The sequence below is a fragment of the Natronomonas amylolytica genome, assembly GCF_037031205.1.
Lineage (GTDB): Archaea > Halobacteriota > Halobacteria > Halobacteriales > Haloarculaceae > Natronomonas > Natronomonas amylolytica.
Genome location: NZ_JAYEZM010000011.1, coordinates 81,147 through 104,985 on the forward strand (window position 1 = coordinate 81,147; position 23,839 = coordinate 104,985).

23 protein-coding genes are annotated in these 23,839 nt (G+C 67.4%); 10 read left to right on the forward strand and 13 right to left on the reverse strand.

Annotated features, from left to right (window positions below; genetic code table 11):
- Positions 1–56: 56 nt before the first annotated feature.
- Positions 57–1,730 carry a gamma-glutamyltransferase gene (gene ggt, locus U5914_RS14960; protein ID WP_336136553.1) on the reverse strand — a complete coding sequence of 558 codons (1,674 nt, stop codon included), beginning with the start codon at positions 1,728–1,730 and terminating at the stop codon, positions 57–59.
- Positions 1,731–1,841: 111 nt separating this feature from the next.
- Between ggt and U5914_RS14965 the strand changes: the two genes are divergently transcribed.
- A complete protein-coding gene (locus U5914_RS14965) occupies positions 1,842–2,774 on the forward strand; it encodes a PfkB family carbohydrate kinase (RefSeq protein ID WP_336136554.1) in 933 nt (310 codons plus the stop codon).
- A 247-nt stretch (positions 2,775–3,021) separates the two neighbouring features.
- On the opposite strand, the gene U5914_RS14970 is transcribed toward U5914_RS14965, so the two are convergent.
- Positions 3,022–4,506 carry an MATE family efflux transporter gene (locus U5914_RS14970; RefSeq protein ID WP_336136555.1) on the reverse strand — a complete coding sequence of 495 codons (1,485 nt, stop codon included), beginning with the start codon at positions 4,504–4,506 and terminating at the stop codon, positions 3,022–3,024.
- Entirely contained in the window at positions 4,503–5,090 is a 588-nt protein-coding gene (locus tag U5914_RS14975; RefSeq protein WP_336136556.1) for a TetR/AcrR family transcriptional regulator, read from the reverse strand. The genes U5914_RS14970 and U5914_RS14975 overlap by 4 nt, the downstream gene beginning before the upstream one ends.
- Positions 5,091–5,231: 141 nt before the next feature.
- Between U5914_RS14975 and U5914_RS14980 the strand changes: the two genes are divergently transcribed.
- From U5914_RS14980 to U5914_RS15015, 8 genes are all read left to right on the forward strand, one after another.
- A complete protein-coding gene (locus U5914_RS14980) occupies positions 5,232–6,359 on the forward strand; it encodes a hypothetical protein (RefSeq protein ID WP_336136557.1) in 1,128 nt (375 codons plus the stop codon).
- Between the two features lie 183 nt (positions 6,360–6,542).
- Positions 6,543–7,739 carry a hypothetical protein gene (locus U5914_RS14985; protein ID WP_336136558.1) on the forward strand — a complete coding sequence of 399 codons (1,197 nt, stop codon included), beginning with the start codon at positions 6,543–6,545 and terminating at the stop codon, positions 7,737–7,739.
- A gap of 61 nt (positions 7,740–7,800) precedes the next feature.
- Positions 7,801–9,027: an MSCRAMM family protein gene (locus U5914_RS14990; RefSeq protein ID WP_336136559.1), complete on the forward strand. Its 1,227-nt coding sequence runs from the start codon at positions 7,801–7,803 to the stop codon at positions 9,025–9,027.
- A 47-nt stretch (positions 9,028–9,074) separates the two neighbouring features.
- Positions 9,075–10,460 carry an MFS transporter gene (locus U5914_RS14995; protein WP_336136560.1) on the forward strand — a complete coding sequence of 462 codons (1,386 nt, stop codon included), beginning with the start codon at positions 9,075–9,077 and terminating at the stop codon, positions 10,458–10,460.
- A 236-nt stretch (positions 10,461–10,696) separates the two neighbouring features.
- Entirely contained in the window at positions 10,697–11,626 is a 930-nt protein-coding gene (locus U5914_RS15000; RefSeq protein ID WP_336136561.1) for an ABC transporter substrate-binding protein, read from the forward strand.
- Between the two features lie 2 nt (positions 11,627–11,628).
- The gene (locus U5914_RS15005) at positions 11,629–12,345 is read left to right on the forward strand and encodes an ABC transporter permease (protein ID WP_418766779.1); all 717 of its coding nucleotides are present in this window, start codon (positions 11,629–11,631) and stop codon (positions 12,343–12,345) included.
- Positions 12,345–13,109 (forward strand): ABC transporter ATP-binding protein, encoded by a 765-nt coding sequence (locus U5914_RS15010; protein ID WP_336136562.1) that lies wholly within the window; start codon positions 12,345–12,347, stop codon positions 13,107–13,109. Before U5914_RS15005 ends, U5914_RS15010 begins: the two co-directional genes overlap by 1 nt.
- A gap of 40 nt (positions 13,110–13,149) precedes the next feature.
- Positions 13,150–13,848: a TOBE domain-containing protein gene (locus U5914_RS15015; RefSeq protein ID WP_336136563.1), complete on the forward strand. Its 699-nt coding sequence runs from the start codon at positions 13,150–13,152 to the stop codon at positions 13,846–13,848.
- A 21-nt stretch (positions 13,849–13,869) separates the two neighbouring features.
- Here the strand turns inward: U5914_RS15015 and U5914_RS15020 are convergent, their stop codons facing one another.
- The 3 genes from U5914_RS15020 to U5914_RS15030 form a co-directional block, all read right to left on the reverse strand.
- Positions 13,870–15,171 carry an oxidoreductase gene (locus U5914_RS15020; protein ID WP_336136564.1) on the reverse strand — a complete coding sequence of 434 codons (1,302 nt, stop codon included), beginning with the start codon at positions 15,169–15,171 and terminating at the stop codon, positions 13,870–13,872.
- 41 nt (positions 15,172–15,212) lie between these two features.
- Positions 15,213–16,274 carry a S66 family peptidase gene (locus U5914_RS15025; protein WP_336136565.1) on the reverse strand — a complete coding sequence of 354 codons (1,062 nt, stop codon included), beginning with the start codon at positions 16,272–16,274 and terminating at the stop codon, positions 15,213–15,215.
- Between the two features lie 127 nt (positions 16,275–16,401).
- The gene (locus U5914_RS15030; protein ID WP_336136566.1) at positions 16,402–17,163 is read right to left on the reverse strand and encodes an SDR family NAD(P)-dependent oxidoreductase; all 762 of its coding nucleotides are present in this window, start codon (positions 17,161–17,163) and stop codon (positions 16,402–16,404) included.
- 114 nt (positions 17,164–17,277) lie between these two features.
- Here U5914_RS15030 and bcp point away from each other — a divergent pair, with 114 nt between their 5' ends.
- Positions 17,278–17,727, forward strand: coding sequence for a thioredoxin-dependent thiol peroxidase (bcp, locus tag U5914_RS15035; RefSeq protein WP_336136567.1), 450 nt, complete (start codon positions 17,278–17,280; stop codon positions 17,725–17,727).
- Positions 17,728–17,733: 6 nt separating this feature from the next.
- Here the strand turns inward: bcp and U5914_RS15040 are convergent, their stop codons facing one another.
- The 7 genes from U5914_RS15040 to U5914_RS15070 all read right to left on the reverse strand — a co-directional run bounded on the left by U5914_RS15040 (position 17,734) and on the right by U5914_RS15070 (position 23,718).
- Complete coding sequence (locus U5914_RS15040) at positions 17,734–18,135, reverse strand: DUF7988 family protein (RefSeq protein WP_336136568.1); 402 nt, start codon at positions 18,133–18,135, stop codon at positions 17,734–17,736.
- Positions 18,132–18,533: a DUF8159 domain-containing protein gene (locus U5914_RS15045; RefSeq protein ID WP_336136569.1), complete on the reverse strand. Its 402-nt coding sequence runs from the start codon at positions 18,531–18,533 to the stop codon at positions 18,132–18,134. The genes U5914_RS15040 and U5914_RS15045 overlap by 4 nt, the downstream gene beginning before the upstream one ends.
- Before the next feature lie 36 nt (positions 18,534–18,569).
- The gene (locus tag U5914_RS15050; protein WP_336136570.1) at positions 18,570–18,989 is read right to left on the reverse strand and encodes an acyl-CoA thioesterase; all 420 of its coding nucleotides are present in this window, start codon (positions 18,987–18,989) and stop codon (positions 18,570–18,572) included.
- A 49-nt stretch (positions 18,990–19,038) separates the two neighbouring features.
- A complete protein-coding gene (locus U5914_RS15055) occupies positions 19,039–19,626 on the reverse strand; it encodes a DUF6663 family protein (RefSeq protein ID WP_336136571.1) in 588 nt (195 codons plus the stop codon).
- 146 nt (positions 19,627–19,772) lie between these two features.
- Entirely contained in the window at positions 19,773–20,858 is a 1,086-nt protein-coding gene (locus tag U5914_RS15060; protein WP_336136572.1) for a geranylgeranyl reductase family protein, read from the reverse strand.
- Positions 20,859–20,912: 54 nt separating this feature from the next.
- Positions 20,913–21,581 (reverse strand): hypothetical protein, encoded by a 669-nt coding sequence (locus U5914_RS15065; RefSeq protein WP_336136573.1) that lies wholly within the window; start codon positions 21,579–21,581, stop codon positions 20,913–20,915.
- A 292-nt stretch (positions 21,582–21,873) separates the two neighbouring features.
- On the reverse strand, positions 21,874–23,718 hold the full coding sequence (locus U5914_RS15070; RefSeq protein WP_336136574.1) for an ATP-dependent helicase: 1,845 nt from the start codon (positions 23,716–23,718) through the stop codon (positions 21,874–21,876).
- Between the last annotated feature and the right edge of the window lie 121 nt (positions 23,719–23,839).

Below are 23,839 nucleotides of genomic sequence, written 5' to 3' on the forward strand. Positions count from 1 at the left end.
GGTTAAAAGTTCGCGCGAGGCGGCGATTGCCGGGCCGTGGTCGCGCGCCCCTGCGGTTACCAGACCGACACGGTGCCGTCCTTTCGCGGTTCGGTCGCCCCCGACAGCGACCCTCCTTTATTACGAACCACCTGCGCGCCGCCGAACATGCCCGGTAGCAGCACTTCGAGGTCGTGGCCGCGGCGCCGGAGGCCGTTCTGGACGTCGGTCGGCATCCGCGCCTCGACGGCCAGTCGGCCGTCCTCGCGGTAGCGCCAGCGCGGGCGGTCCAGCGCCTCCTGCAGCGTCAGGTCGTCGTCGAGCATGCCGACGAGCGTCTGGAGGTGGCCCTGCGGTTGCATGTAGCCGCCCATGACGCCGAAGGCCGACCAGTCGTCGTCGCCCCGCTTCAGGATGCCCGGAATCAGGGTGTGGAACGGCCGCTTTTCGGGTTCCAGTCGGTTCGGGTGGTCGTCGCCGAGCGAGAAGGACGCCCCGCGGTTCTGGAGTGCGATGCCCGTCCGGCCGGCGACGAGGCCGCTGCCGAAGCCAGCGAATCGGGAGTTGATGAAGGAGACGACGTTGCCCTCGTCGTCACCCACGCAGAGCAGGACGGTGTCGGCATCCTCGGGAACGTTCGGTTCCCGAGGGTCAGCGGGACCGTGTCCTGCGCTATCTTCGGCGTGGGAATCCGGCACGCCGAAGTTCACGTCGCTGGCCGTCTCGCCGACGCTTTCGGCGCGCTCGCGGGCCCACTCCTTCGAGCCGAGCGGCGGAATCTCCTCGAAGTCGGGGTCGGTGATGTAGCGGTGGCCGTCGTGGAAGGCCCGCTTCATCGCCTCGGCGAGGTAGTGGACCCGGGCCGCGGAGTCGGCATCGTAGTCGCTGGCGCCCAGTTCCTCGGCGATATTCAACGCCTCCAGCGCGATGAGGCCCTGATTGTTCGGCGGGAGTTCGTAGACTTCGCTGTCCCCGTAGGTCGTCGAGACGGGGTCGGGGAACTCCACCTCGAAGTTCGCGAGGTCGTCGACGGACAGGAAGCCGCCGTGGCGCTGGACCTCCTCGGCGATGGCCTCGGCGATGTAGCCCTCATACACCACGTCGGCGCCCTCCTCGGCGATGGCCTGCAGCGACTCGCCGAGGTTTTTAAGCTGGACAGTCTCGCCGGGGGCCGGCGCGCGCTCGCCGTCGACGAGGTACTGCTGGCGGGCGTGGGCGTCCTCGAACAACTCCTCGCCCTGCGTCCACGCGTCGGCGATGACCTCGGTGACCGGGTACCCACCCATCGCGTAGTCGATTGCCGGCTGGAGGACGTCCGAGAGGCCGAGGCGACCGAACTCCTCGACGGTGGCCTCCCAGCCGCGAGCGGTGCCGGGCACCGTCACCGCGTGGGCGCCCGTGCGCGGCATCTCCGCCTCGCTGGGGTCGACGCCCTGCCCGTCGGCGACGGCCTCACGGACCTTCTGCCGGGTGGCGTCGGCGGGCGCGCCGCCGCAGGCCCGCATCGCGCCGACCTCGCCGTCCGCGCTCTTATAGAGCATGAAGGCGTCGCCGCCGAGGCCCGTCGAGGTGGGTTCGGTGACGTTCAGCGCCGCGGCCGTCGCGACCGCCGCGTCGAAGGCGTTGCCGCCGTCCTGCAACGTTCGGAGGCCGGCTTGGGCCGCCAGCGGCTGGCTCGTTGCGACCGCGCCGTTCGGCCCCCGGAGCGTCGACCGGCGGGAGCCGAACGCGTCGACTGATGGCTTGTCCATACGAGCGTATGCGCGGGGCTCGGATTTATCTGCGGCGACTCCGGTACTCGCTCGGGTTCGACGCTCGTGTCGGGACGGCTACTTATGGGGCCGCCGCGAGAGGTATCGGCCATGCAACTCGTTACCCTCGGCGGCGCGGCGCTTCGCTTGACGCCGCCGGGCCGCGAACGGCTCGAAACCGCCCAACGGCTCGACGTGAGCGTGACGGGGCCGGAGGCCAACGCGGCGGTCGCCGCGGGCCGACTCGGCGCGACCCCGACGTGGTTCTCCCGACTCGCGACCGGCCCGCTCGGGCGGCGGGTCGCCGCCGAACTGCGCGCCCACGACGTCGAGGTCGTCGCCGAGCGCACCGACGACCGGCAGGGCGTCGAGTTCTTCGAGCGCGGGACCACCCCCCGAGCGGACGCCCGCATCACCGACTCGGAGGGCGAATCCGTCGCCGGCCTCTCGCTGGAGAACCTGTTGACCCGACCGATAGCCACGGCCGATGCGGCCTACGTCACGGCCACGACGCTGCAGGGCGCGCGGCCGCTCGCGGAATCGACCGCGGGGTTCATCCAGACGGCCCACGAGAACGGTGCGACGACGGCGCTCGGCCTACTGGAGACCGACGAATGGGACGATGTCGAGACGGCACGCGACCGACTCGAACGGGTCCTTCCGGCGGTCGACGTGCTCGTCGCCTCCGGGGCGGCCGTCGAGGCGGTCTTCGACCGCTCGGGCGAACCGTCGCAGGTGACCCACGCGCTGGCCTCCGAGCACGGCCTCGACGTGGTGGCGCTGCACCGCCCCCACGACGCCACGGCGTGGCAGGATTCGACGGTGAGCGAACTCGGAGCCCTCGACGTGGATGCGGTCGATACGACGGGCGGCCGGGACGCCTTCGCGGGCGCGTTCCTCGCCGGCCTCGCGGAGGGCACCGCCAAGTCGGCGCTCCGGTCGGCGCTGGCCGCGCAGGCCCTCGTCCAGACGACGGCCGGGCCGCTGGCGGCCTTTACCGCCGAGGAAGTCGCCGAGGTTGCCGAGGACGTGGAGCCGACGTAAGCGATGATTTCTCCGCCTTCTTTTAAGTAGCATCCGCCGAGCGGGGCGCTTGAAAAGCGCCCCCGAGGCGGTTCGCGGCGCCGACCGTAGGGAGGCGCCGTAGCGCGCGACGACTAACGCGAAACCGAGCGAAGCGAGGTTTCGCGGCACGGAGGAGCGCGCGCATATTTTCCCCATGTTTTTGCCGCGGAAGCGGGTCTGGCGCCGTAGCGCGCCAGACCGCTGGAGCGTGCAAAAAGTGGGTGGTCTAGTCGTCAGCCACCTCGATATCCCCGGGCGCGTCCACGTCCTCGGGGTCGACGACGTTGTCGGTCCAGTCCCCGCGGAGGAACCACGCGCCGGTGGTCAGCGCGCTGACGACGAAGGAGAAGGCGACGGCGTACCAGACGCCGATGACGCCCCAGCCGAGGACGGTGATGAAGACGAAGGAGAGGGGGATGCGGAAGACCCACAGCTCCTGTACCGACAGCAGCATCGCGGTGCGGGTGGAGCCGGAGCCACGGAAGCCCCCCAGCGTGATCTGGAAGACGCCGAGGAAGACGTAGGCGGGCCCGGCGATGCGGATGTAGGCGGCGCCGTATTCGATGACGGTTTCGGAGGCGGCCTCGCCGGGCGGGAGGAAGACGCCGGTGATGGATTCGGCGAAGGGGTAGGCGAGGGCGACGACGACGAGGAAGACGCCCGCGACGGTGGCGCTGGCGAGGAGGACGGCGCGTTTGGCGCGGTCGGGTTGTCGGGCGCCGAGGTTCTGGCCAACGACGGTTTCGGTGCCGCGGGCGAAGCCGAGCGCCGGCAGGAACAGCAGGGATGCGAGGCGGTTGACGATGCCGTAGGCGGCGACGGCGTCGTCGCCGGCGAGCGCGATGATGGCGGTCATGGCGGCGATGCCGCCCGACCGGAGGCCCTGTTCGGCGCCGGTCGGCGCGCCGATGTCGAGAATCTTCTTGACGGTGTCGACCTTTAAGATGAAGTCACTCGGCTCGGGCGAGAGGCCGACGTCGCCGAACAGCAGGAGGTACATCCCGATACCGGCGGGGAAGAAGCGGGCGATGACGGTGGCGATGGCCGCGCCCATGACGCCGAAGCCCTCGAAGCCGGTGAGGGAGAACAGTTGGGCCTGCAGGGCCTCGGTGCCGGTCCACGCGAAGAGGGGGTTGTCGACGAACCCGAGGATGAAGAACGGGTCGAGGACGACGTTCAGCGTCGCGCTGCCGGCCATCAGATAGAGCGGCGTCCGGGTGTCGCCCCACCCGCGCATCAGCGCGTCGAAGATGAAGAACCAGAACATGAAGACGACGCCGAGGAAGATGACTCTGGTGTAGTCGGTGGCGAAGGTGTGGGGGTCGGTGCCCGGCGTGGCGCCGATGAGCGCGAGCAGGTAGGGCGCGGCGACGTAGCCGGCGGCGGCGAAAGCGACGGCGACGAGCGTGACGAAGGAGACGGTCTGACCGGCGACGTGGTGGGACTGGCGGAAATCGCCGGCCCCCTTGTGCTGGGAGACCAGCACGGTCCCGGCGGTGGTGAGGCCGCCGCCGACCGAGACCATCAGGAAGACGATGGCCCACGAATACGAGAGGGCGGCGACGGCGTCGGCGCCCAGTTGGCCGACCCAGAAGGTGTCGGCGAGGTTGTAGGCGACCTGCAGGACCTGCGAGCCGATGATGGGCGCCGAGAGGACGAGCAGGGGTTTGAAAAGGTCGCCGTCGGTGACGTTGACCGACCGGTCTTTCATCCGGCGACCAGCCAGCCGTCGATGACGTCGCTGACCAGCGCCTCGTGGACGGTATCGACGGCGGTGTCGTGGCCGAGCGTGACCCAGCGGATGCGGGCGCCCTGTACGGCCGCGAGCAGGTGGGCGGCGGTTCGGGAGGCGTCGACGTTCCGGAAGCGACCGGCGTCGATGCCGCGTTCGATGACGGCGGCGACGGTGGCGTGGACCTGCGCGTCGTTTTCGGCCAGTTGGTCGTGGAACGTCTCGTTGTGGGGGGCTTGCGCGCGGAGTTCCAGCAGGGCGGTGTGGAACGCCCGGTGTTCCTCGCGGGTCCGCTCGGTGCCGAAGAGGAAGCCCTCGACGAGGTCGACCAACTGGTCCCGCGGGTCGGCGTCCTCGGTCTCGGCGCGCTCCTCGAAGCGTTCGAGGAGGTGTGCGAGCAGCGCGACGAGCAGGTCCTCCTTGGTGTCGAAGTGGTAGTGGAGTAGCGACTTGCTGCAGTCGCACTCGTCGGCGATATCCTGCATCGTCAGGGAAGCGTAGCCGTGCTCACAGAGGGTCCGGTAGGTGGCCTCCATGATTCGCTCCCGCGTCTCCTCGACCATTGTTGACTGACTAGTCAGTCGGCTTTTTAATCGTTGCGTGTACCGGCCATCGATGGGCCGTTCGCAGGGGTCAATCGCGTGTGGTAATCCGTCCCTCGATTGGCCACATAATTTATGCGTCGACGTGCGGCAGGTCGGGGCATGAGGTTCAAAGCGACGGCATTAGCGCTGCTAATGACCGTTTCGATGGTCAGCATGGCGGCTGCACCGGCGGCCGCAACACAACAGGCAGACGGCGAAGCGTACAGTGGCGCGAACATCGAGTTCCAGACGACGGGGACCGCCGTGGCCGACTATGCGGTCGACGGCAACGTCATCGTCGAGAACGTGACGGTCCAGTCCGCCAGCGAGGCCGGCAGCGGCATCGACGCCGGACTGGAATCGACGACCGACATCGACGCGGCGGGGCTCGAAATCGATAGTCAGGCCCGCGCCAGCGCGACCATCCGCTCGGAGAGCGGTGCGGAGATGGAGACCCACGACAACCACCGCGGCGTGATGCAGGTCCGCGCCGACGGCGAGAGTCAGGTCGTCAACGTCAACGTCAGCGGCGAGGCCGAATCCGAAAGCGACGAGCGCGTCGTCGTCACCAAGGACGACGGCAGTCAGGGTACCTTCATCGTCGTCGGTGACGGCGAGGTCGTCGTCAACGAGGAAGGGGAGGTCAACGCCGATATCGAGCAGGGCAGCCAGCTCGTCTACCGCCAGTACGACGGCGAGCGGAGCGACGACGACGAGCAGACCGAGCGCATGATTCGGAACGGGACGGCGACCGCCGAGGTCTACGTCCAGCAGCCCCAGGAGGACGGTGAGGAGACCGTCGCCGACGCCGTCGAGTACGGCGAGGACACGACCGTCGAGGTCAAAAGCGCCTCCGAGAACCGGGTGAACATGACCGTCGACCGCGCCGAAAGCAACGGCAAGGTCGTCATCACGAGCGTCTCAGAGGAGGCCGTCGAGAACGCCGAGGACCTCACCGTCACGGTCGACGGCGAGGCCGCCGCGGAGGCGGACTCCTACAGCGAGGTCCGGCAGTCCGCCGCGGAGGGCGACCAGCCGCGGTACTACGTCTCCCAGTCCTCCAGCGCCGAGGCGACGACCGACGTGGCCATCGGTATCGACCACTTCTCGACACGGAACGTCGAGATGCAAAGCGAGGACGGCGGTAGCGACGGCGGCATGACCGACGGCGACGGTGCCGGCTTCGGTCCCATCGTCGCGCTGTTGGCCGTCGTCGGCTCGCTGCTCGCGGCCCGCCGACACGCCTAACGGCGACGTCCCTTTATTCGACACCGCGACGCTGACCGCTCGACCTCGCGTTTTCGCCCACTTATAATATGGCGGCTATGTATCGGTTCTAAACGCTTTATAAGTCCTATAACCACCTCTCGACCGGCAGGCGTTGCCGCATCGGCCAAGAAGCTTATTTTCGGCGAACGGAACCGTTCGTGTATGCGACATCGAGCAGTCCTGCTGTCGGCGCTGTTGGTCGTCTCCATGGTGGGGGCGGCCGCGGCGCCGGCGGCGGCACAGTCCGCTGAAGGCGAAGCGTACGCGGGAACACACGTCGAGTTCGACCAGCAGAGTAACGCGGTCGCGAATTACGCGGTCGACGGCAACGTTATCGTCGAGAACGTGACGATGCAGTCCGCCAGCGAGGCCGGCAGTGACGGTGGCCTCGGCGCGGATATCGGTCTCGGCTCGACGCTCGCGGCGGATATCGTGGGCGCGACCATCGACAGTCGGACCGAAGCCAGCGCCAGCGTCACGCTCGGCTTCGAGAGCGGCGGCGAGATGCAGGCCCACGACACCCAGCGCGGCGTCGTCCAGTTCTCCGCCGAGGGCGAAGAACAGGTCGTCGCGGTCAACGTCTCCAGCGACGCCGAAGCGCAGGCCGAAAGCGACGAGCGCGTCGTCGTCAGCAAGGACGACGGCAGTCAGGGCGCCTTCATCGTCGTCGGCGAGGGCAACGTCACCGTCGACGACAACGGCGACGTGGCCGCGCAGGTCGGCGAGAACAGCCAACTCGTCTACCGACAGTACGACGACGAGCGCTCCGAGAGCGACGAGGAGGCCGAGCGGATGATTCAGAACGGGACGGCGACCGCCGAGGTCTACGTCCAGCAGTCCGCCGAGTCCGGTCAGGAAACCGCGGTCGAAGCCATCGAATACGGCAACGACACCTCCGTCGAGGTCGCCTCGACGGCCGAAAACGAGGTCAACATGACCGTCGAGCGGACCCGAAGCGAGGGGAGGGTCGTCCTGACGACCGTCTCCGAGGAGGCCGTCGAGAACGCCGAGGACATCGAGGTCTACGTCGACGGCAACGCGGCCGCACGGGCCGACTCCTACAGCGCGGTCGAACAGTCCGCCACGGAGGGCGACCAGCCCCGATACTACGTCGCCCAGTCAACCAACGCCGAGGGCTCGGTCGACGTGGCCATCGGTATCGACCACTTCTCCGCGCGGAGCGTCCAGATGACGAGCGAGGACGGGTCGACCGCCACCGAGGACGCGTCGACGGCGACCGAGGGTGACTCGACCGACGCACAGAGCCCCGCCGACTCGCAGGGCGACGGTGCCGGCTTCGGCGCGCTGGCGGCGCTGGCGGCGCTGGCATCGGCACTCGTCGCTGTCCGGCACCGTTAGGCCCTCTTTTCTCTTCGAAACGGCCTAGCCAAACTAAGTGGTCACGCGGTGAGAACCAGATATGAATCGGTTGGTACGTCTGGCCGTCGCCACTGCGATGGTCGCATGGTTGCTGACGATGCCAGCGGCCGCCGCGACCCAATCGCAGGTCACGCTGACCGTCTCGGTCGTCGACGGCAACGACGTGGCGGTCGGCGATGCAACCGTCACGGCCACGTGGGACGACGGCGAGCGGACGGCGACGACTGCGAGTAACGGCCGTGCGTTCGTCGACGTCCCCGAGGGCGCCGACGTAACGCTCGAAGTCGACCACGAGAACTACACGCGCAACTTCCCCGTGACCGTCGAGGACGCCACCGAACAGGACGTGACGCTTCGCGTCTCGCTGAAGGGCGAGGGGGCCGTCGCGGTGACCGACGCCGAGGACGAACCGCTCGCCAACGCGACCGTCGAATTCCGGCAGAACGGCCGGACGGCCGTCTCCGGCGAAACCGACGCCGACGGCCGCTTCGAGTCGGGCACCATAGAACAGGGCAGCTACACGATGCGAGCGGTCAAACCGGGCTACTTCCGGGAGGCGATTACCGAGCGGGTCCGCGCCGATAGCAGCCACGAAATCTCGCTGGAGCGTGGGTCGGTCCGCCTCGAAGTCATTGCGGTCGACGACCACTTCGACCCGCCGGAACGCCTCGAAGACGCCGCCGTCCAGGTCAACGACACCGACGGCGAGGTCGCGCGTGTTCGGGCCTCCGGCGGCACTGCGTCGCTGAGCCTTCCGGTCAACACCCGATACACGGTCTCGGTCACGAAGGACGGCTACGTCGAATCCAGCAACCGACTCACCGTCCGGGAATCCGACCGGTCGGTCGAAATCGCGGCCCAGCGGACGCCGACGCTGACGATCGAACGGCAGAACGACCAGGTTGTCGTCGACGAGGTGACGCGACTCCGGGTCGTCAACGCCTACGGCGAACCGCAGGCGAACATCACCATCCGGAAGAACGGCAAGACGGTCGGCGAGACCGACGCCAACGGTGAACTCACCGTCACCGTCGACGCCGCGGGCGAAAACGAGTTCCGCGCGGTCGGCGACGACCTCGAAAGCGATTCGGTCGTCGTCGAAGGCGTCGTCCCGGCCGACGAGACGACGGCGACCGACCCTGCGACCGATTCGGCGACCGACACCGATGGCGGCCGCGACGGCGAAACCGATAGTGACGGCCCCGGCTTCGGGGCTGTCGTCGCCGTCCTCGCGCTCGTCGCCGTCGCGGCCGCCCTTCGGCGCTGACCGACGGCATCGCGGAGCCTTTTGTAGTCGCCCGTGGATACCCCGCCATGAGCGAGGCGGGCGACGCCGGTGCCGACTTCGATTCGGACCAGGGTCTCCGTGGCACGGTCCGGCAGGTCCTCGCGCTCGAACGGGACGTGCTCGTCCTCTCCGTGGCGATGTTCGCCTTCAGCCTCGGCTTCCAGATGACGAGTCGGTACGTCCCGCGGTACATGTCGGTGCTCGGTGCCGGCGCGGTCGCTATCGGCCTGTTCGGCACCTTCGGCAACCTGATTTCGGCGGTCTATCCCTACCCGGGCGGTGCCGTCTCGGACCGCATCGGCTCCCGCTTTGCGCTGACGCTTTTCGGCCTCGCCTCGACGGTCGGCTTCCTCGTGTGGTTGTTCGCCGACGCCTTCGGAACCGTCGCCGTCCCGCCGGTCGGAACGACCGTCGAGGTACTGGGCTACAAGGTAGTCGTCGGCTGGCTCGAACCCGCCGTCATTCCGGTCGGGATTTTCCTCGGTCTCGTCTTCGCGCAGGGCTGGAAGTCCTTCGGCCTCGGCGCCACCTTCGCCATCGTCAAGCAGGCGGTCGAACCGGACCAGCTGGCGACCGGGTTCGCGACCACCGAGACCGTCCGGCGGACGGCCTTTCTGCTCGGCCCCCTGCTGGCGGCGGGCGTGTTGACGGTCTTCGCCTTCGAGACCGGCTTCCGGGTCATCCTCGCGGTCGCGGCGGCCTTCGGCCTCGGGGCGACGGTCGCCCAGCATCTCCTCTACGAGGCCGAAGAAGACAGCCTCGGCAAGTCCTTCGAGGGCGTGGGGACGGTCGTCGCCGACCTCCGGTCGATGCCCACCGAGTTGCGGCCCTTACTCGTCGCCGATACCTTCGTCCGCTTCGCCAACGGCATGGTCTACGTCTTCTTCGTCATCGTCGTCACCGAGTTCCTCGCGGTCGGCGTCTCCCTGCCGCTGGTCGGCCGCCTGAGCCCCGACGCCTACTTCGGCGTCCTGCTGGCGGTCGAGATGCTCGTCGCCCTCCTGGTGATGGTGCCGGTCTCGCGGCTCTCGCGGCGGGTCGGCCTCAAGCCCGTCGTCGCCCTCGGCTTCGCCGTCTACGCCGTCTTCCCGGTGTTGCTTATAAATGCGCCGCCGAGCGCCACCGTCCTCGCCCTGCTGTTTGCCTTCTCGGGGCTCCGATTTGCCGGCCTGCCCGCGCACAAGGCGCTTATCGTCGGCCCCGCCGAGCGGGGCGCCGGCGGGCGGGTAACCGGCTCTTACTACCTCGTCAGGAACGTCGTCGTCGTCCCCTCGGCGGCCATCGGCGGTGCGATGTACGCCTTTTCGCCGGAGGGCGCATTCGCGACGGCGACCGCCGTCGGCGTCGTCGGCGTCCTGCTGTTCCTCGTCTTCGGCGAGGACTTCGAGGACGCCGTTGCGGACGGGGCGTGAGCGTCCCACTCGATTCGTCGGGCGTATCGCTGCAACCCCGACGACCGGTATCATCGGTGACGTAACTGATTTCAGATGAAATATCTCACCGGCGGTGTCTCCATGAAAGCCACAAATAAACGCTCTATAGTCGCTCTTCGAATGAAGGGCGTCTATTACGAGATACAACACTGTAAATTGGTAGTAGTTAACTCGGGGGCGGAACCTATATTTGGTATCAGTCCATCGGTATTTCCATGCCGATACAACGCCGTCAGTTCCTCTCGGCGATGGGCGTTGGAGTACTCGCCAGCACGGCCGGGTGCGGACAAGTCGTTGGAGACGGCGACGACGAACAGCCGGAGGTGGCCGGCGAAACGCTCACACTCACGACGACGACCAGTACCTACGACACGGGACTGCTCGACGAGATTCACCCCGATTTCGAAGATATGTACGGCGTGTCCGTCAACGCTGTCGCTCAGGGAACCGGTGCCGCCCTCGAATCGGCTCGCAACGGGGATGCGGACGTGGTGATGGTTCACGCCCGCGGCCTCGAAGACGAGTTCATGCGCAACGGCTACGGCATCAACCGCCGCGATTTGATGTTCAACGACTTCGTCATCGTCGGCCCGGAGAGCGACCCGGCTGGGGTTCAGGGGGTGGGGTCGGCAACGGAGGCGCTCAACGCCATCGCCGATACCGGGGCAACGTTCGTCTCCCGCGGGGACAACTCCGGGACCCACACCAAGGAACTGAACCTCTGGGAGGCTGCGGGGACCGAACCCGGTGGCGACTGGTATCAGGAGACCGGTAGCGCGATGGGCGAGGCGCTGAACATCGCCAACCAGCAGGACGCCTACACGCTCTCGGACCGCGGCACCTTCATCTCCCAGCGCTCGGACCTCGACCTCACGATTCTGGTGCAGGGTCCCATCGAGGACGGCCCGGAGATACTCGCGAACCCCTACGGCATCATGGCGGTCAACCCCGGCGTCCACGACAACGCCAACTACGACCTCGCGATGGCCTACATCGGCTGGATTACCAGTCCCGGCGCTCAGGACGCCATCTCGAACTATCAGGTCAACGGGGAACAGCTGTTCTTCCCCGAGGCCGTCTCCGAGGACCCCGACTTCCAGCAGTACGTTCCGGAAGGCTGGAGTAGCGACTCCTCAGACGGGTAATCGTGCCGCTCGAACCAGTCGTCCAACTGCTGCCGGCACTCCTCGACCTGCCGTTCCGGGAGGGCTACGTCGCGAGCATCATCTACGTCTCGCTGTACGTGAGCCTCATCGCGGTGACACTGAGCACGCTGTTCAGCATCCCGGTCGCCATCGTGATGGGCTTTACCGACTTCCCCGGCAAACAGTTCGTGAAGTCGGTCATCAACACGGGGATGGGCTTTCCGAGCGTGGTCGTCGGCCTGCTCGTGCTGTTCGCCGTCTCCAATCAGGGACCGCTCGGACCGCTGAACCTCATCTTCACCACGGAGGCGATGATAATGTCGCAGTTCGTGCTCGCGACACCGCCGATTACCGCGATCAGCCTCGCGGCTATCACCAGCGTGAACGAGAACGTCCGGGATGCCGCACACGTCCTCGGCGGCACGCGACTCGACGTGGCGCTGGTCGTCCTCAAGGAGGCGCGGTACGGCATCGCCACGGCCATCTTGGCCGGGTTCGGTCGCGCCATCAGCGAGGTGGGGTCCGTCCTCATCGTCGGCGGCAACATCACGAGCGCCGAGGGCATCTCGAAGACCCGAACGCTGACGACCGCCATCCAACTCGAAGCCCGGCAGGGCCAATACGAGACGGCGATGGTACTGGGGGGAGTCCTGGTCGTGCTCGTGCTGGCCGTCAACGCCATCGTCGTCCGCCTCGGCGACCAGGAGGTGCAACGCTGATGCTCCGAGCGACCGACGTCTCACAGTCGTACGGGAACGAACGCGTGTTTCGGGACCTCTCCCTCGACGTCGATACCGGCGAGGTCGTCGCCGTCATCGGCCCGTCGGGTGTCGGAAAGTCGACGCTGCTCCGGACGCTCGCGCTGTCGCTCGAACCGGACGACGGGACGGTCACGTTCGACGGCGCGGACGCGTGGGCCGTCGACGAAACCGAGCGCCTCTCGTTGCGGCGCCGCATCGGGATGGTCTTCCAGGAGGCCAGCCTCTTCGACGGGTCGGTCGCCCGCAACGTCGAATACGGGCTTCGCATCCGCAGGTCGTGGTCCGAACGGCTCCGCAGCGAACTCCACTCGCTCGTCAGTTCGAACGGCACCGCCGACGCCGTTCGTGAATCCCTTGACGTCGTCGGATTGACGGACGAGATGGGCCAACACGCGGGGTCGCTCTCCGGTGGGGAGGCCCAGCGCGTCTCCTTCGCCCGCGCGCTCGCCTACGACCCCGATGTCCTGTTGCTCGACGAACCGACGTCGGATTTGGACCCGCGCAACACCGCGGTTATCGAGGAGGCAATCGCGGAGGCCCGTAACCGCGGTATCGGGGTCGTCGTGGCGACACACGACATGCATCAGGCCGAACGCGTGGCCGACCGGGTGGCGGTGCTACTCGACGACAGCATCACGGAGGTCGCCCCGACGGAGGTCATCTTCGAGGACCCGTCCGATAGCCGCACCCGGAAGTTTATCTCCGGAGAGTTGGTATACTGAGCCGAAACGCCCCGTCGCTACCGGCGCGAATGATTCATCAATGACGCTCAGCAAGGGGTTCGAGCCCCACCTCGTAATCGACGAGACGACGGTCACCGGCCGCGACATCGAGATGCTTCGGGCCATCGACCGGTTCGGGTCGATGCACGAGGCGGCGAACGAACTGGGTCGGTCGTATCCGCATCTGCAACGCCGCGTCGTCGAACTTGAGGAGGCCATCGGGCAACTCACGAGGCGCGTCCGGGGCGGCAAGGACGGGGGCGGAACGCAACTGACACCGGACGCACTCGACCTCATCCGACGGTTCGAGCGATTGCGGGTCGAACTCAGCGGCGTCACGAGCGTTCCCGAATCCGTCATCTCGGGGACCGTCATCGAGCAGTACGGGGAACTGGCGACGGTTCGAACGGCCGCCGGCGAAATAACCGCTCGCGTCCCGACGCCGGCCGAGGAGGTCGAAATCGCCGTCCGCGCGGACGCCGTCGTGCTGATAGCCCCTCGCTCCTCGTCGGAGGGCCACACCAGCCTCCGAAATCAGTTCCGGGGAACCGTGGGTGAACTCGCAATCGGCGATGCGACGGCCACCGTGACCGTCGAAATCGCGGACGGCGTCACGATAACGTCGGTCGTCACCGAGGAGAGCGTGGACCGACTCGGCCTCGAGGAGGGGGCTGACGTTATCGCCGCGTTCAAAACGACGGCAGCACGGGCCACAGCGATAGAGTCCGATTCCGGCTGAATCTACGGTCGCGACCCTCCGCTACTCCTCGTAAGCGCCCTGCCGTTCGAGTTCACCCCGCCGTTCGAGGACGGCGGGCGTCCGACAGACGCCGTCGGCGCCCGTCACTTGCGGGACCGTGCAGTTGTTACAGCTCTCGCAGATGGCGGCCGCGCCGTCCTCACCGAGCAATCGCGCCGGGAGCCGTGGCTCCGCGTAGAAGGGCCGGGCCATCCCCGCGAGGTCGCAAGCGTCGCCGAGCAGGCGGTCGATGTGAGCCCGCTCCCGGAGGCCGCCCTCCATGAGGACGGGCACGTCGACTGCCTCGCGCACCCGACGACAGAGGTCGGCGTTCCAGCCGGGGTCGGTCGGGAACCGGCGGGCCTGCAGGCGATTTAAAAGCGCCACGGCGCGGGCGCGCCGACGGCTGCCGAACGCCTCGGCGTAGCCGTCCTGAAATCCCTCGTGGGTCCACGCGCGGTCGGGGTACTTCCCGCGGACGATGCTCATGTCCCAGAACGTGGAGGTGCGGACGGGGACGAGGCCGTCGAAGCCGATGTCGGCGAGTAATCGGGCGATAGCGACGGCGTCCTCGTCGTCGAGATGTCGGCGGACCACGCGTGGCGCCGCGGTTTCGGCGGGTATCTTCGTCACGAGCGGGATGTCGCCGGCCCGCGCTCGAATCTCGTCGTGGACGAGTTCCAGAAACCGGGCGCGTTTCGAGCGCGACCCGCCGAAGGCGTCCGTCCGTCGGTTATAAAAGGGCGAGAGGAACTGCTGGATGATGCCCATGTTCGCGCCCGCGAGGTGGATGCCGTCGTAGCCGGCGTCGACGGCGCGGGCGGCCGCCCGCCCGAAATCCGCCGCGAGTTCGCGAACCTCGTCGGTCGAGAGCACTCGCGGCGACAGCGACAGGAGTCCGAGGCGGTCCAGCGCCCGGAGTTGCCACGGCGGCCGCGAGACGGCGAGTTGCCGGCGGTCCGGGTGAGTCTCTCGATAACCGGCGTGCCACGTCTCCATGCTTCGGAGGCCGCCGTGTTCGAGTTGGAGGAAAATGCTGGCGCCGTGGTCGTGAATCCGGTCGGTGAGCCGCGAAAGTTGGTTGACGAAGGCGTCGTCGTGAACGCGGGTCATCCCGGGCGCGGCACACCCGCCCTCGCCGCGGACGATGGTCGCCCCCTGGAATAGCAGGCCTGCGCCGGCCGCAGCGGCGGGTTCCAGTCCCGCGATGAGCCGGTCGACGGTGTCGGGGCCGTTGCCGGCACACTCCAGAAGCGGCGCTCGGTAGAGCCGGTTGGCAACCTCGTGGCCGCCGATGGCGACGGACTCCTCGAGCGTCGGCATCGCTCGAAATTCGTCGAGCGGCGCCAAGAAGTTGTTCCCGACTATTCGAATCGAACCGTCTCCGCCGCCGGGTCGACTTCGACTCGTCCGCCGATGGGGAGGGGTGCGATGGGCGTCGTGTGGCCCCAATCGAGGCCCAAGACGACGGGTGCCTCGGGGTTGTAGCGGCCGACCTCCTCGACTATCGTCTCGTAGAGGCGCTCGCGGTAGGCCTCCCGTTCCTCGCGATGGGGTTCGTGCCGGTAGCTTCGGGTCGGCGGCCGGCCGACGAGGACGCCGTCGAACCGCTCCAGGAGGCCGCGCTCGCCGAGACACATCAGGTTCGCGCCGACCATATCGGCGTCCGGAATCGTCTCGGAGGTCTCCAGACACAGTATCGCGCCGTCGAGCGCGTCGGCCTCGGGGAGATAGCGGTTCGTCGCCAGTTGCCACTCGATGATGGTTTGGTTGCCGCCCCATAGCCGCCCTTCGACGGCCTCGTCGCCGCCTTCCCACCGCCAGCCGGGATTCGGTTCGTATTCCGGCGGCGACCCCATCTCCTCGGGGTTGGTCCACCACGTCGTGGGTTCGTCGGTCCACTCGTCGCCCTCTTCGAGGTCGCCCATCGAATCCTCGAAGAAGGCGCGCCGACAGTAGCGCTCGGTGTAATCGGGCAGTTCGCCCGGGACGGCGAGTTCGTTCATCAACTGGGCGCCGTTGTAGGAGACGACGCCTGCGGTCCACGCCAGCAGGTTGAGGTTGGTGTTGTCGCTCATCCCGTAGAACCGCTTGGGGTTGTTCCGGAGCATGTCGGGGTCGACGTGCCGGAGGATTCGCAACTGGTCGGCGCCGCCGATGGTGGCGATGATGCCGTCGATGTCGGGGTCGCGGAGGGCCGCGTGGAGGTCGGCGGCCCGCGCTCGGGGACTGTCGGCGAGGAAGTCGTTGCTCTGTCTGGCGGTCGGATAGACGACCGGTTCGAGGTCGAAGACCTCCCGGAGGCGTCGGAGGCCGAGTTCGAAGACGTGCGGGGCGTCGTGGGCGCCGCCGCTGGAGGGGCCGATGACGGCGACGCTGTCGCCGGGTTCGAGTGCGGGCGGCGTGATGAATTCAGGGTCGGACATGTGCCCCGGTTGCGACGGGGGTGAGGAAAGCGTTTCTTTCGCGTGAGTTGGACTCACATTCCCGGCGTCGCGTGGGCTTCGCCGTCCTCCGGCCATCGGAACGCTCGGCCGGTAGCGTCCTTCTCGCTTAACTCGTCGAGAAGCCGCCGTCGACGACGAGGCCGTGGCCGGTGACGAAGGAGGCCTCGTCCGAGAGCAGGAAGGAGATGGCGTCGGCGACCTCCTCGGGTTCGCCGAGGCGCTTGAGGGGGTACTGCTGGGCGGCGCGTTCCTTGGCTTCCTCGGGGTCCTCTTGGGAGTCGAAGTACTGGTCGCCCAGCGGCGTCTCGATGAAGCCCGGACAGACGGCGTTGGCGCGGACGCCCTTCGGTCCGGCTTCGGCGGCGACGGCGCGGGTGAGGTTCAGCACGGCGCCCTTCGTCAGCGAGTAGACCGCCTGCTTCGGCAGGCCGAGGAAGGAGGCGAGCGACCCGACGTTGACGATGGCGCCGTCGCCCTGCTCCTTGAGGTGCGGCAGGGCGGCCTGACAGCCGTTCCAGACGCCGCGCAGGTTCACGTCCATCACGTAATCGAACATCGTGTCGGTGACGTCCTCGGTGTAGGCGGGCGGGTGGCCGACGCCGGCGTTGTTGACCAGCGCGTCGAGGCCATATTCGTTGACGGCCGTCTCGACGACGGCCTCGAACTCGTCGGCATCGGTGACGTCGAGTTCGTGGAAGACGGCCTCACCGCCGGCCTCCTCGACGGCGTCGACGGTCTCCTGGCCGCCGTCCTCGTTGATGTCCGTCGCGACGACGAACCCGCCCTCTTCGGCGACCGACACCGCGGTCGCGCGACCGATTCCCGAACCCGCACCGGTGATGAACACCGTATCGTTTTCGAAGCGCATGGCCGTACATTGGTAGCACTATTGATAAAGCCTTGCTAACGGATCACTTGCGGCGGTGGCGGTCCGAGCGAGACGCTCCGTAATCGGTTTGCCCCCTCGCCGCGCAGGGTCGGTATGCTCGAACCCGGCGACGATGCCCCCGACTTCGAACTCGAAAATCAGGACGGCGAGACGGTGCGACTGTCGGATTTCGACGGCCGCGTGGTCGTCTACTTCTACCCGCGTGCCGATACCCCCGGCTGTACGACCGAGGCCTGCGGGTTCCGCGACAACTGGGACGACTACGCGGACCGCGATATCGCCGTCCTCGGCATCAGCGACGACCCCGTCTCGGACCTCGCCGAGTTCGCCGAGAAGTACGACCTCCCCATCGACCTGCTGTCCGACGAGGACGGCGAAGTCGCCACGAAATACGACTCCTACGGCGAGAAGAACACCTTCGGGAACACCTACGACGGCGTCTTCCGGAACACCTTCGTCGTCACCGACGGCACGGTCGAGGCCGTCTACGCGGGCGTCGACCCCGAGGGCCACGCCGAGGAGATCCTCGCGGACCTCGCATAAACCGGCTCAGGTCCCCCGTCTCTCTACCGCCAGCGCCTCCGGCAGGTCCGGCCCCCGTCGATACGGGTCCCGCTCGAAGGCCTGCAACGTGACGACGACCCGCCCGTCCGGCGTCGGCCCGCGCAGGACGACGCCCTCGGCGGTGACGGCGACGTAGGGCACGTCGGCAACTGGTTGGGCGGCCAATCGCTCGCCGGTGAACTCCATCGCCTCGACGAGGGCACCGAGCAGTGACTCCAGCAGGCCGGCCTCCCGGAGTACTGTCTCATACGGACCGGCGACCGCATCGCGGTCGTCGGTCGACTCGCCGTCCCAGCCGGCGGCGACGGCGTCGGCACACGCCAGCGCCCGCCGGAGGGTGGGTCGGTGTTCGCCGAGCAGGCGTTCGCGGACGGCCGGCACGGTCACGCGGTGTCGGGTCCGAACGCCGGTACCTCGGCGGGCGGTTCGTCGGCGGGCTGGCGGGTCGACAGCACGAGCGTCGAGAAATCGGTCTGGGAGATGTCGCCCCGTTCGAGCGCGCGGAACCAGCCGGCGCGGGCCTCCCACTCGCCGTGGAAGCCGCCGTCGGTGTTGAACACCCAGCAGTGGACCGTTTGCGGCTCCCAGCCCGTCTCGTGAGCGTCGACGAGTTCCGTACAGACGTTGCCGATATCCCCCTGCGTGAGCCCGCCAGCGGTGGTTTCGTACTCGACGTGGACCACGCGGTCGCCCTCGCCGTCCTCGGGTTCCTCGACGGCGTGGTCCTCGACGTAGACGCCGAGGCTCATCAGGTTGCGTTCGAGTCGGTCGACGACCTCGGCCATACGCCTTCTTCGAGTCCAGCGAAAAGAAGGTGCCGCCTACACCGGGTCCGGGGCCACCTCTTGAAAGTCGAGGACGGCCTCCCGGAACTCGTCGGGTACGCGGGTCGGGTCGCCCGACTCGTCGACGGCGACGTGGACGACGCCGCCCTCCACGAGGACCTCGCCGTCGTCGTTGCGACACTCGTATTCGAACTCGATGCTGGATTCGCGGATGGCCGAGACGCGAACCGCGTTCCGGAGCGTGTCGCGGAACTCCGCCGGCTTGCGGTAATCGAGGTCGATGTGGACGACGTGGACGTCCCAGTCAGCCGCCGTCAGGTCCTCGTAGGGATAGCCGATGGCCTCCAGATACGCGGTAAAGGCCTCGTCCTGAAACGTGACGTAGTTGCCGTAGAAGACGATGCCCTGTGCGTCCGTCTCCTCGAAGCGGACGACGTTCTCGTAGACCTCGTGCATACGCGTGAGGCCGCGTGGTTCCGGTATAAAGGTGTGGCCGAGCGGCGGCTCAGAGGTACGTATCTCGAACCGTCTCGTCCAGTAGGCCGTCGGGTTCGAAGACGATGTAGACGACGACGAACGGCTCCTGTGGGTCGATGACGAGCACGGAGAAGGGCGGGTCGACCGTCTCGTTGTGGGCCGCCCGCGCGACCAGCGGCTCCAGCGGCTTGTGGCCGTCCCGGAACTCGACGAAGAGGTCCTGACTGCCGGGCTGGTCGGCGAAGGTGTAGACGACGCCGTTGGCCTCGTTGTCGGTGTTGTAGGTGACCCGCGAGTTCATCGCCTCGCCGTCGGCGCGGGCCGCCTCGAAACAGTTCTGGGCGGCCTCGAAGACGGGCTCGTCGGTGCGGACGAACTCGAAGGTGGTCGCGGTGTCGATGTCTGCCGATTCGACGACCGGCTCGTCGCCGTCCCACGAGATGTCGGCCTCGACACGGTTGCCCACCTCGACGTCGTCGGGTAGCGCATCACGGGAGACGTAGGTCGGGTCCGCCGACTCGACGTCCAGAAGGAGCCACTCGTCGTCGTCCCGTCCCTGCAGTACCCGGAAGGGGCCCTCGGTGCGGGGCGTCCCGTCGGCGGTCGGCGCGGTCATAGCCGGGCTTGGCGACGAGCGGGGATTAGTGCCACGAAAGCCGGCGGTCGGCGGGCCACCGCGTCACATACGGACCGTCGTAACGAGCTTCCGATCATCGCCAGCACGGGGCGGCGATGACCGGTCACGGCTTACGACGGTCCGTATCAGTCCCACGACAGCAGCGCCCGCAGTTGCGCCTTCGAGAACAGCGAGGTCGGCCGGTCCATGTGGACCGCGATCTCCCCCGAAAAGGCGCGCATCCCCACCTTCTGGATGGGTCGGGGCATCGAGTAGCCGGCCCGGACGAGCGACCCCAGACGCTGGTCGTTCCGGAGTTCGTCGCGCCACGCGCGCTCGTAGTCGTCCAGCGTCGCCGGCTGTCGGGGGTCGATCTCCCGGGCGGCGACGTCGGCGGCGCGCATCCCATAGAGGATGCCGCCGCCGGTGAAGGGCTTGGTCTGGGCGGCGGCGTCGCCGACGAGGAAAGAGCGCTTGCCGACCGTCCGCTCGGGCGGGCCGATGGGAATGGCGCCCGAACAGCGCTTGTCGATATCGGCATCGTAGTCGGCAACGAGGTCGTCGAACCGCTGTGGGGCGTCGTCACCGGGACGGACCGCAAGCCCGTACTCGACGCCCGAATCGCCCCGAGGGATGCGCCACGCGAAGAAGCGCGGGACTGTCAGGTGGACGTCGACGAAATCCTGATGGTCGGGTTCGAAATCGAAGCCCAACACGCCGTGGAGGAGTTCCTCGGGTTCGGGTAGACCCACTTCGTCTCGGACCCGCGAGCGCGGCCCGTCGGCGCCACAGACCATCCGCGCCTCGAAGGTTTCGACGCCGTCGGGGCCGCTGGCGGTCACCTTGACGCCACCCGGTTTCTCGTCGACGGCGGTCACCGTGTAGCCGTCTCGGACTTCGGCACCGGCGTCTTCGGCACACCGAGCCAGCGTCTTGTCCAGACCCACCCGGTCGATGGCGTTGGAGACCGGCTCGTCCTTATAAAAACGGTGGGCCTCGCTGTCGGCGCCGCCGAGGTGGAACCGCGCGCCGTAGATGTCGTTCTGAAAGAGGTCATCGCGGGCGCTGTCGGGAGTGAAATCCCAAATGTCCAGACTCACGTGGCCGGAACAGGCCAGCGGCCGGCCGATTTCACCGGATTCGAGAACGAGCACGTCGTGGCCGGCGTCGGCGGCCGAGCGGGCGAAGCGGGAACCTGCCGGGCCGGCACCCACGACGACGAAATCGCGCATGTTCGTTGAAGGGTGACGCGCGGCAAAATATCCTCCGCTGGCGGGCGAGCGCTTCTAGCTCTCGTCGCTGCTACCGAAGACCCGGCCGATACCGGGAACGATGGCCGCGAACTTCGTCACCCAGCCGAGTTTGAACAGGCCGATCTGGGAGAGGACGCCGAGGACGAACAGGATGCCGAAAAGCGGGAGTTCGAAGCCGAGGAGCCCCGTCGCTGCCAGCGGGTCGAAAAGCAGCGGGTCCGGCGAGAGGTTCTCCCGGGCCGCCGCGAAGTGCTGCATCTGGACCTTGCCGCTCGCGAGTGCCGCCCCGACGAAGGCGGTGATAAACATCAGGGCGTACTTCGTCAGCGCGAAGCCGATGACCGACCCGACGATGCCAGCGACGATCATGACGAGCCACTTGATGAGGCCGCCCTCGGTGAATATCGGCGTGATGACGTAGAGGCCGAGATACGCGCCGACGACGAAGGCCGGTATTGCCGTCGCAAACGACAGCGCGACGTAGGACAGTGCCGCTCCCAGCGCACCTCCCACGAGGACCGCTATCGCGAAGCCGATGATTCCTTCCGCGCCGAGGGCGGGCAGCAGCGTCGGCGCGAGGATGTACCCCCCGCCGGCCCCGATGAGGAAGCCGAGCAACGCCACAGCGTAAATCGACAGGGCTGCGCCGAAAAAGACCAGCACGAGCCCTGCGAGCAGCAACCCGATGTTTACCAGTTCCATGTCTGACCTATCAGAATCCACCAAAATAAGCTTGGAGGCTACGAGCGGCATAAACAGGCTATAAATAATATAAAAGCATCCGCTCGGCGCGCGGAGCGCGCCGAGCGGTTCACCGGACTTCGAGCGCCGAAGGCGCTCGAAGTCCGGTAGCGTCGACTGACTAACGCGGTGCCGACCGAAGGGAGGCACCGCGGCTGGAAGGAGGCGCGCATATTTTCCCCATGTTTTTGCCGCGAGCCGGGGGTGCGCCCCGAAGCGGGCGCACCCCGCGCTCGCGTGCAAAAAGTGGGGGTTAGTCAGCAGTAATTTCCTTCCCGGTCTCCTGTGCGTCGGCCAGCACCTCGTCGAGCGGCTTGTCGAGCGGCTCGTTGTAGAGCAGGACGTCGATGGGCAGTGTCGGGGCGCCGTCGACGAGGTTCTCGAGGAGAACGAGGCGCTCGCGGGCCCGGGACATACCGACGTAGAAGACGCGGCGTTCGTTGTCGGTCATGGTCGGGACGGGGTCGGAGTGTTTGTTGAACTCGGTGACGCCGGCGACGTCTGTGGGGTCGTCGACGGAGGCGGCCATCTGCTCGACGACCTTCTCGGTGAGGTCGGTGGCGACGAAGACGTGGTCGGCCTCGCGGCCCTTCGCGGAGTGGATGGTGCCGAGGCGGAGGCGGGTGGGGTCCATGCCGCGGTAATCGCCCTTGAAGTAGGCCTTCACGGAGCGTTCCTGGAAGTTCGAGACCTTGGTGAGCATGTCGGCGGCGGAGGCGGGGCCGGGCGCGAAGGGGGCGTGGTCGTCGACGAAGTCGGGGGCGACGGCCATCTCGGTGAGGTCGTCGACGCCGGCCTGCTCCTGAAGCTCGTCGAGGGCGTCGAAGTAGTCGTCGCGCTCGCCGGTGCCGAAGGCGCTTTCGGCCAGCATCTCGCCGAGGCGCTGGGCCTGCAGGCCGTCGATGCGCTCGCCATCGTCGAGGGCTTCGATGGCGTCGACGTAGCCCTGCAGGCGGTCGGTCCACATGCGCTGGTCGGTCAGCGACGTGAAGGGGATGCCCTCGTCGATGAACTCGTCCATGAACTGGAACATCTGATAGCGGGCGCGGAACAGCACCATCGCGCTGCCGTCTTCGTCCTGTTCGAGCGTCGAGCGGACGTTCCGAACGAGGTCGAGCATCGAGGGGTTCGGGACGGCTTCGACCGACCCGCCCTGTTTGCGGGGCTTGAGGTCCTTGTCCTGTCGTTGCTCGATGTGGCTAATCTGGGTGTTGACGACGTTGAGGATTTTCGAGGGGAGACGGTAGGAGTTCGGGAGGACGACGTCCTCGTCGACCTCCTCATCGAGGAGGAGCGCGGGGTCGGCGCCCTGCCACGCGTAGACGACCTGGTCGTCGTCGCCGGCGATGAGGACGCTTTCCATGTGCGGTTTCCACTCGTCGTAGACGCCGTACTGGAGGGTCGTGATGTCCTGGAACTCGTCGATGACGAGATGGTCGACGCTCGGCAGGAGGGAGCGCTGCTGGACGCGTTCGAGCATGTCGGCGAAGCCGACGACGCCCTCTTCGCCTTTATAAGACCGCCATGCGCGGATGGCCTCGGGGATGTCGACGCGGTCGTCCGAGGAGGGCCACGTTGGGGTGTACTTGTTGCCCGTCTGGGCGTTGTCGTCGATTTCCGGCGGGAGGCGGACCTCCTCGTCGTCCCACTTGAAGGGGACGTCGTACCAGTCGGCGACGTCTCGCTCGGTCCGCTGGAGCCACTGGGAGGTGGCGATGATCTTGTTGCCCAGCGTGGTCGACCGGGCCGAGCGGCGGCGGGAGGACTTGTACTCGTCCTCGAATTCGAGGCCGTAGTTCTCGCAGAACTCCTTTTTGTGCTTCTCGCCGACGACGTCGCCGCGGGAGAGGTTGAGGAGTTCGTAGGCCTTCGCGTGCATCGTACAGACGTTGCCGCGGAGGGATTTCGGCGTGCAGTCGAGGCGTTCGGCGAGGCGTTCGCGGACCTCGGCGGCGGCCGCGCGGGTGTAGGACACCACCAGAATGTCGTTGACGTCGACTCCGTCGTCGAGCATGTCGTCGACGCGGTCGAGCAGGGCGGTGGTCTTCCCACTGCCCGGCCCACCGAAGAGTCGTGTCACGTGGGTGGAATTAGCCATTATTCGTGTAAGGCCACGCTCGCGTATAAAGAACGTGCATTTGCGAGGGTCGGAGCGAAGCGAGACCCTCGAGGCGCGAACGGCGAACGGAGTGAGCCGTGAGCAGCGGGCGTCGGAGCGA

Bases quoted from the DNA above. Each gene is read 5' to 3' on its own strand.
- U5914_RS14965 (WP_336136554.1), top strand. From the start codon at position 1,842: ATGCAACTCGTTACCCTCGGCGGCGCGGCGCTTCGCTTGACGCCGCCG.
- ggt (WP_336136553.1), bottom strand. From the start codon at position 1,730: ATGGACAAGCCATCAGTCGACGCGTTCGGCTCCCGCCGGTCGACGCTC.
- U5914_RS15025 (WP_336136565.1), bottom strand. From the start codon at position 16,274: ATGTCCGACCCTGAATTCATCACGCCGCCCGCACTCGAACCCGGCGAC.
- U5914_RS14990 (WP_336136559.1), top strand. From the start codon at position 7,801: ATGAATCGGTTGGTACGTCTGGCCGTCGCCACTGCGATGGTCGCATGG.
- U5914_RS15065 (WP_336136573.1), bottom strand. From the start codon at position 21,581: ATGGAACTGGTAAACATCGGGTTGCTGCTCGCAGGGCTCGTGCTGGTC.
- U5914_RS15030 (WP_336136566.1), bottom strand. From the start codon at position 17,163: ATGCGCTTCGAAAACGATACGGTGTTCATCACCGGTGCGGGTTCGGGA.
- U5914_RS15060 (WP_336136572.1), bottom strand. From the start codon at position 20,858: ATGCGCGATTTCGTCGTCGTGGGTGCCGGCCCGGCAGGTTCCCGCTTC.
- U5914_RS15045 (WP_336136569.1), bottom strand. From the start codon at position 18,533: ATGGCCGAGGTCGTCGACCGACTCGAACGCAACCTGATGAGCCTCGGC.
- U5914_RS15070 (WP_336136574.1), bottom strand. From the start codon at position 23,718: ATGGCTAATTCCACCCACGTGACACGACTCTTCGGTGGGCCGGGCAGT.
- U5914_RS14995 (WP_336136560.1), top strand. From the start codon at position 9,075: ATGAGCGAGGCGGGCGACGCCGGTGCCGACTTCGATTCGGACCAGGGT.
- U5914_RS15020 (WP_336136564.1), bottom strand. From the start codon at position 15,171: ATGCCGACGCTCGAGGAGTCCGTCGCCATCGGCGGCCACGAGGTTGCC.
- U5914_RS14975 (WP_336136556.1), bottom strand. From the start codon at position 5,090: ATGGTCGAGGAGACGCGGGAGCGAATCATGGAGGCCACCTACCGGACC.
- U5914_RS15050 (WP_336136570.1), bottom strand. From the start codon at position 18,989: ATGCACGAGGTCTACGAGAACGTCGTCCGCTTCGAGGAGACGGACGCA.
- U5914_RS14980 (WP_336136557.1), top strand. From the start codon at position 5,232: ATGAGGTTCAAAGCGACGGCATTAGCGCTGCTAATGACCGTTTCGATG.
- U5914_RS14985 (WP_336136558.1), top strand. From the start codon at position 6,543: ATGCGACATCGAGCAGTCCTGCTGTCGGCGCTGTTGGTCGTCTCCATG.
- U5914_RS15000 (WP_336136561.1), top strand. From the start codon at position 10,697: ATGCCGATACAACGCCGTCAGTTCCTCTCGGCGATGGGCGTTGGAGTA.
- U5914_RS15010 (WP_336136562.1), top strand. From the start codon at position 12,345: ATGCTCCGAGCGACCGACGTCTCACAGTCGTACGGGAACGAACGCGTG.
- bcp (WP_336136567.1), top strand. From the start codon at position 17,278: ATGCTCGAACCCGGCGACGATGCCCCCGACTTCGAACTCGAAAATCAG.
- U5914_RS15015 (WP_336136563.1), top strand. From the start codon at position 13,150: ATGACGCTCAGCAAGGGGTTCGAGCCCCACCTCGTAATCGACGAGACG.
- U5914_RS15055 (WP_336136571.1), bottom strand. From the start codon at position 19,626: ATGACCGCGCCGACCGCCGACGGGACGCCCCGCACCGAGGGCCCCTTC.
- U5914_RS14970 (WP_336136555.1), bottom strand. From the start codon at position 4,506: ATGAAAGACCGGTCGGTCAACGTCACCGACGGCGACCTTTTCAAACCC.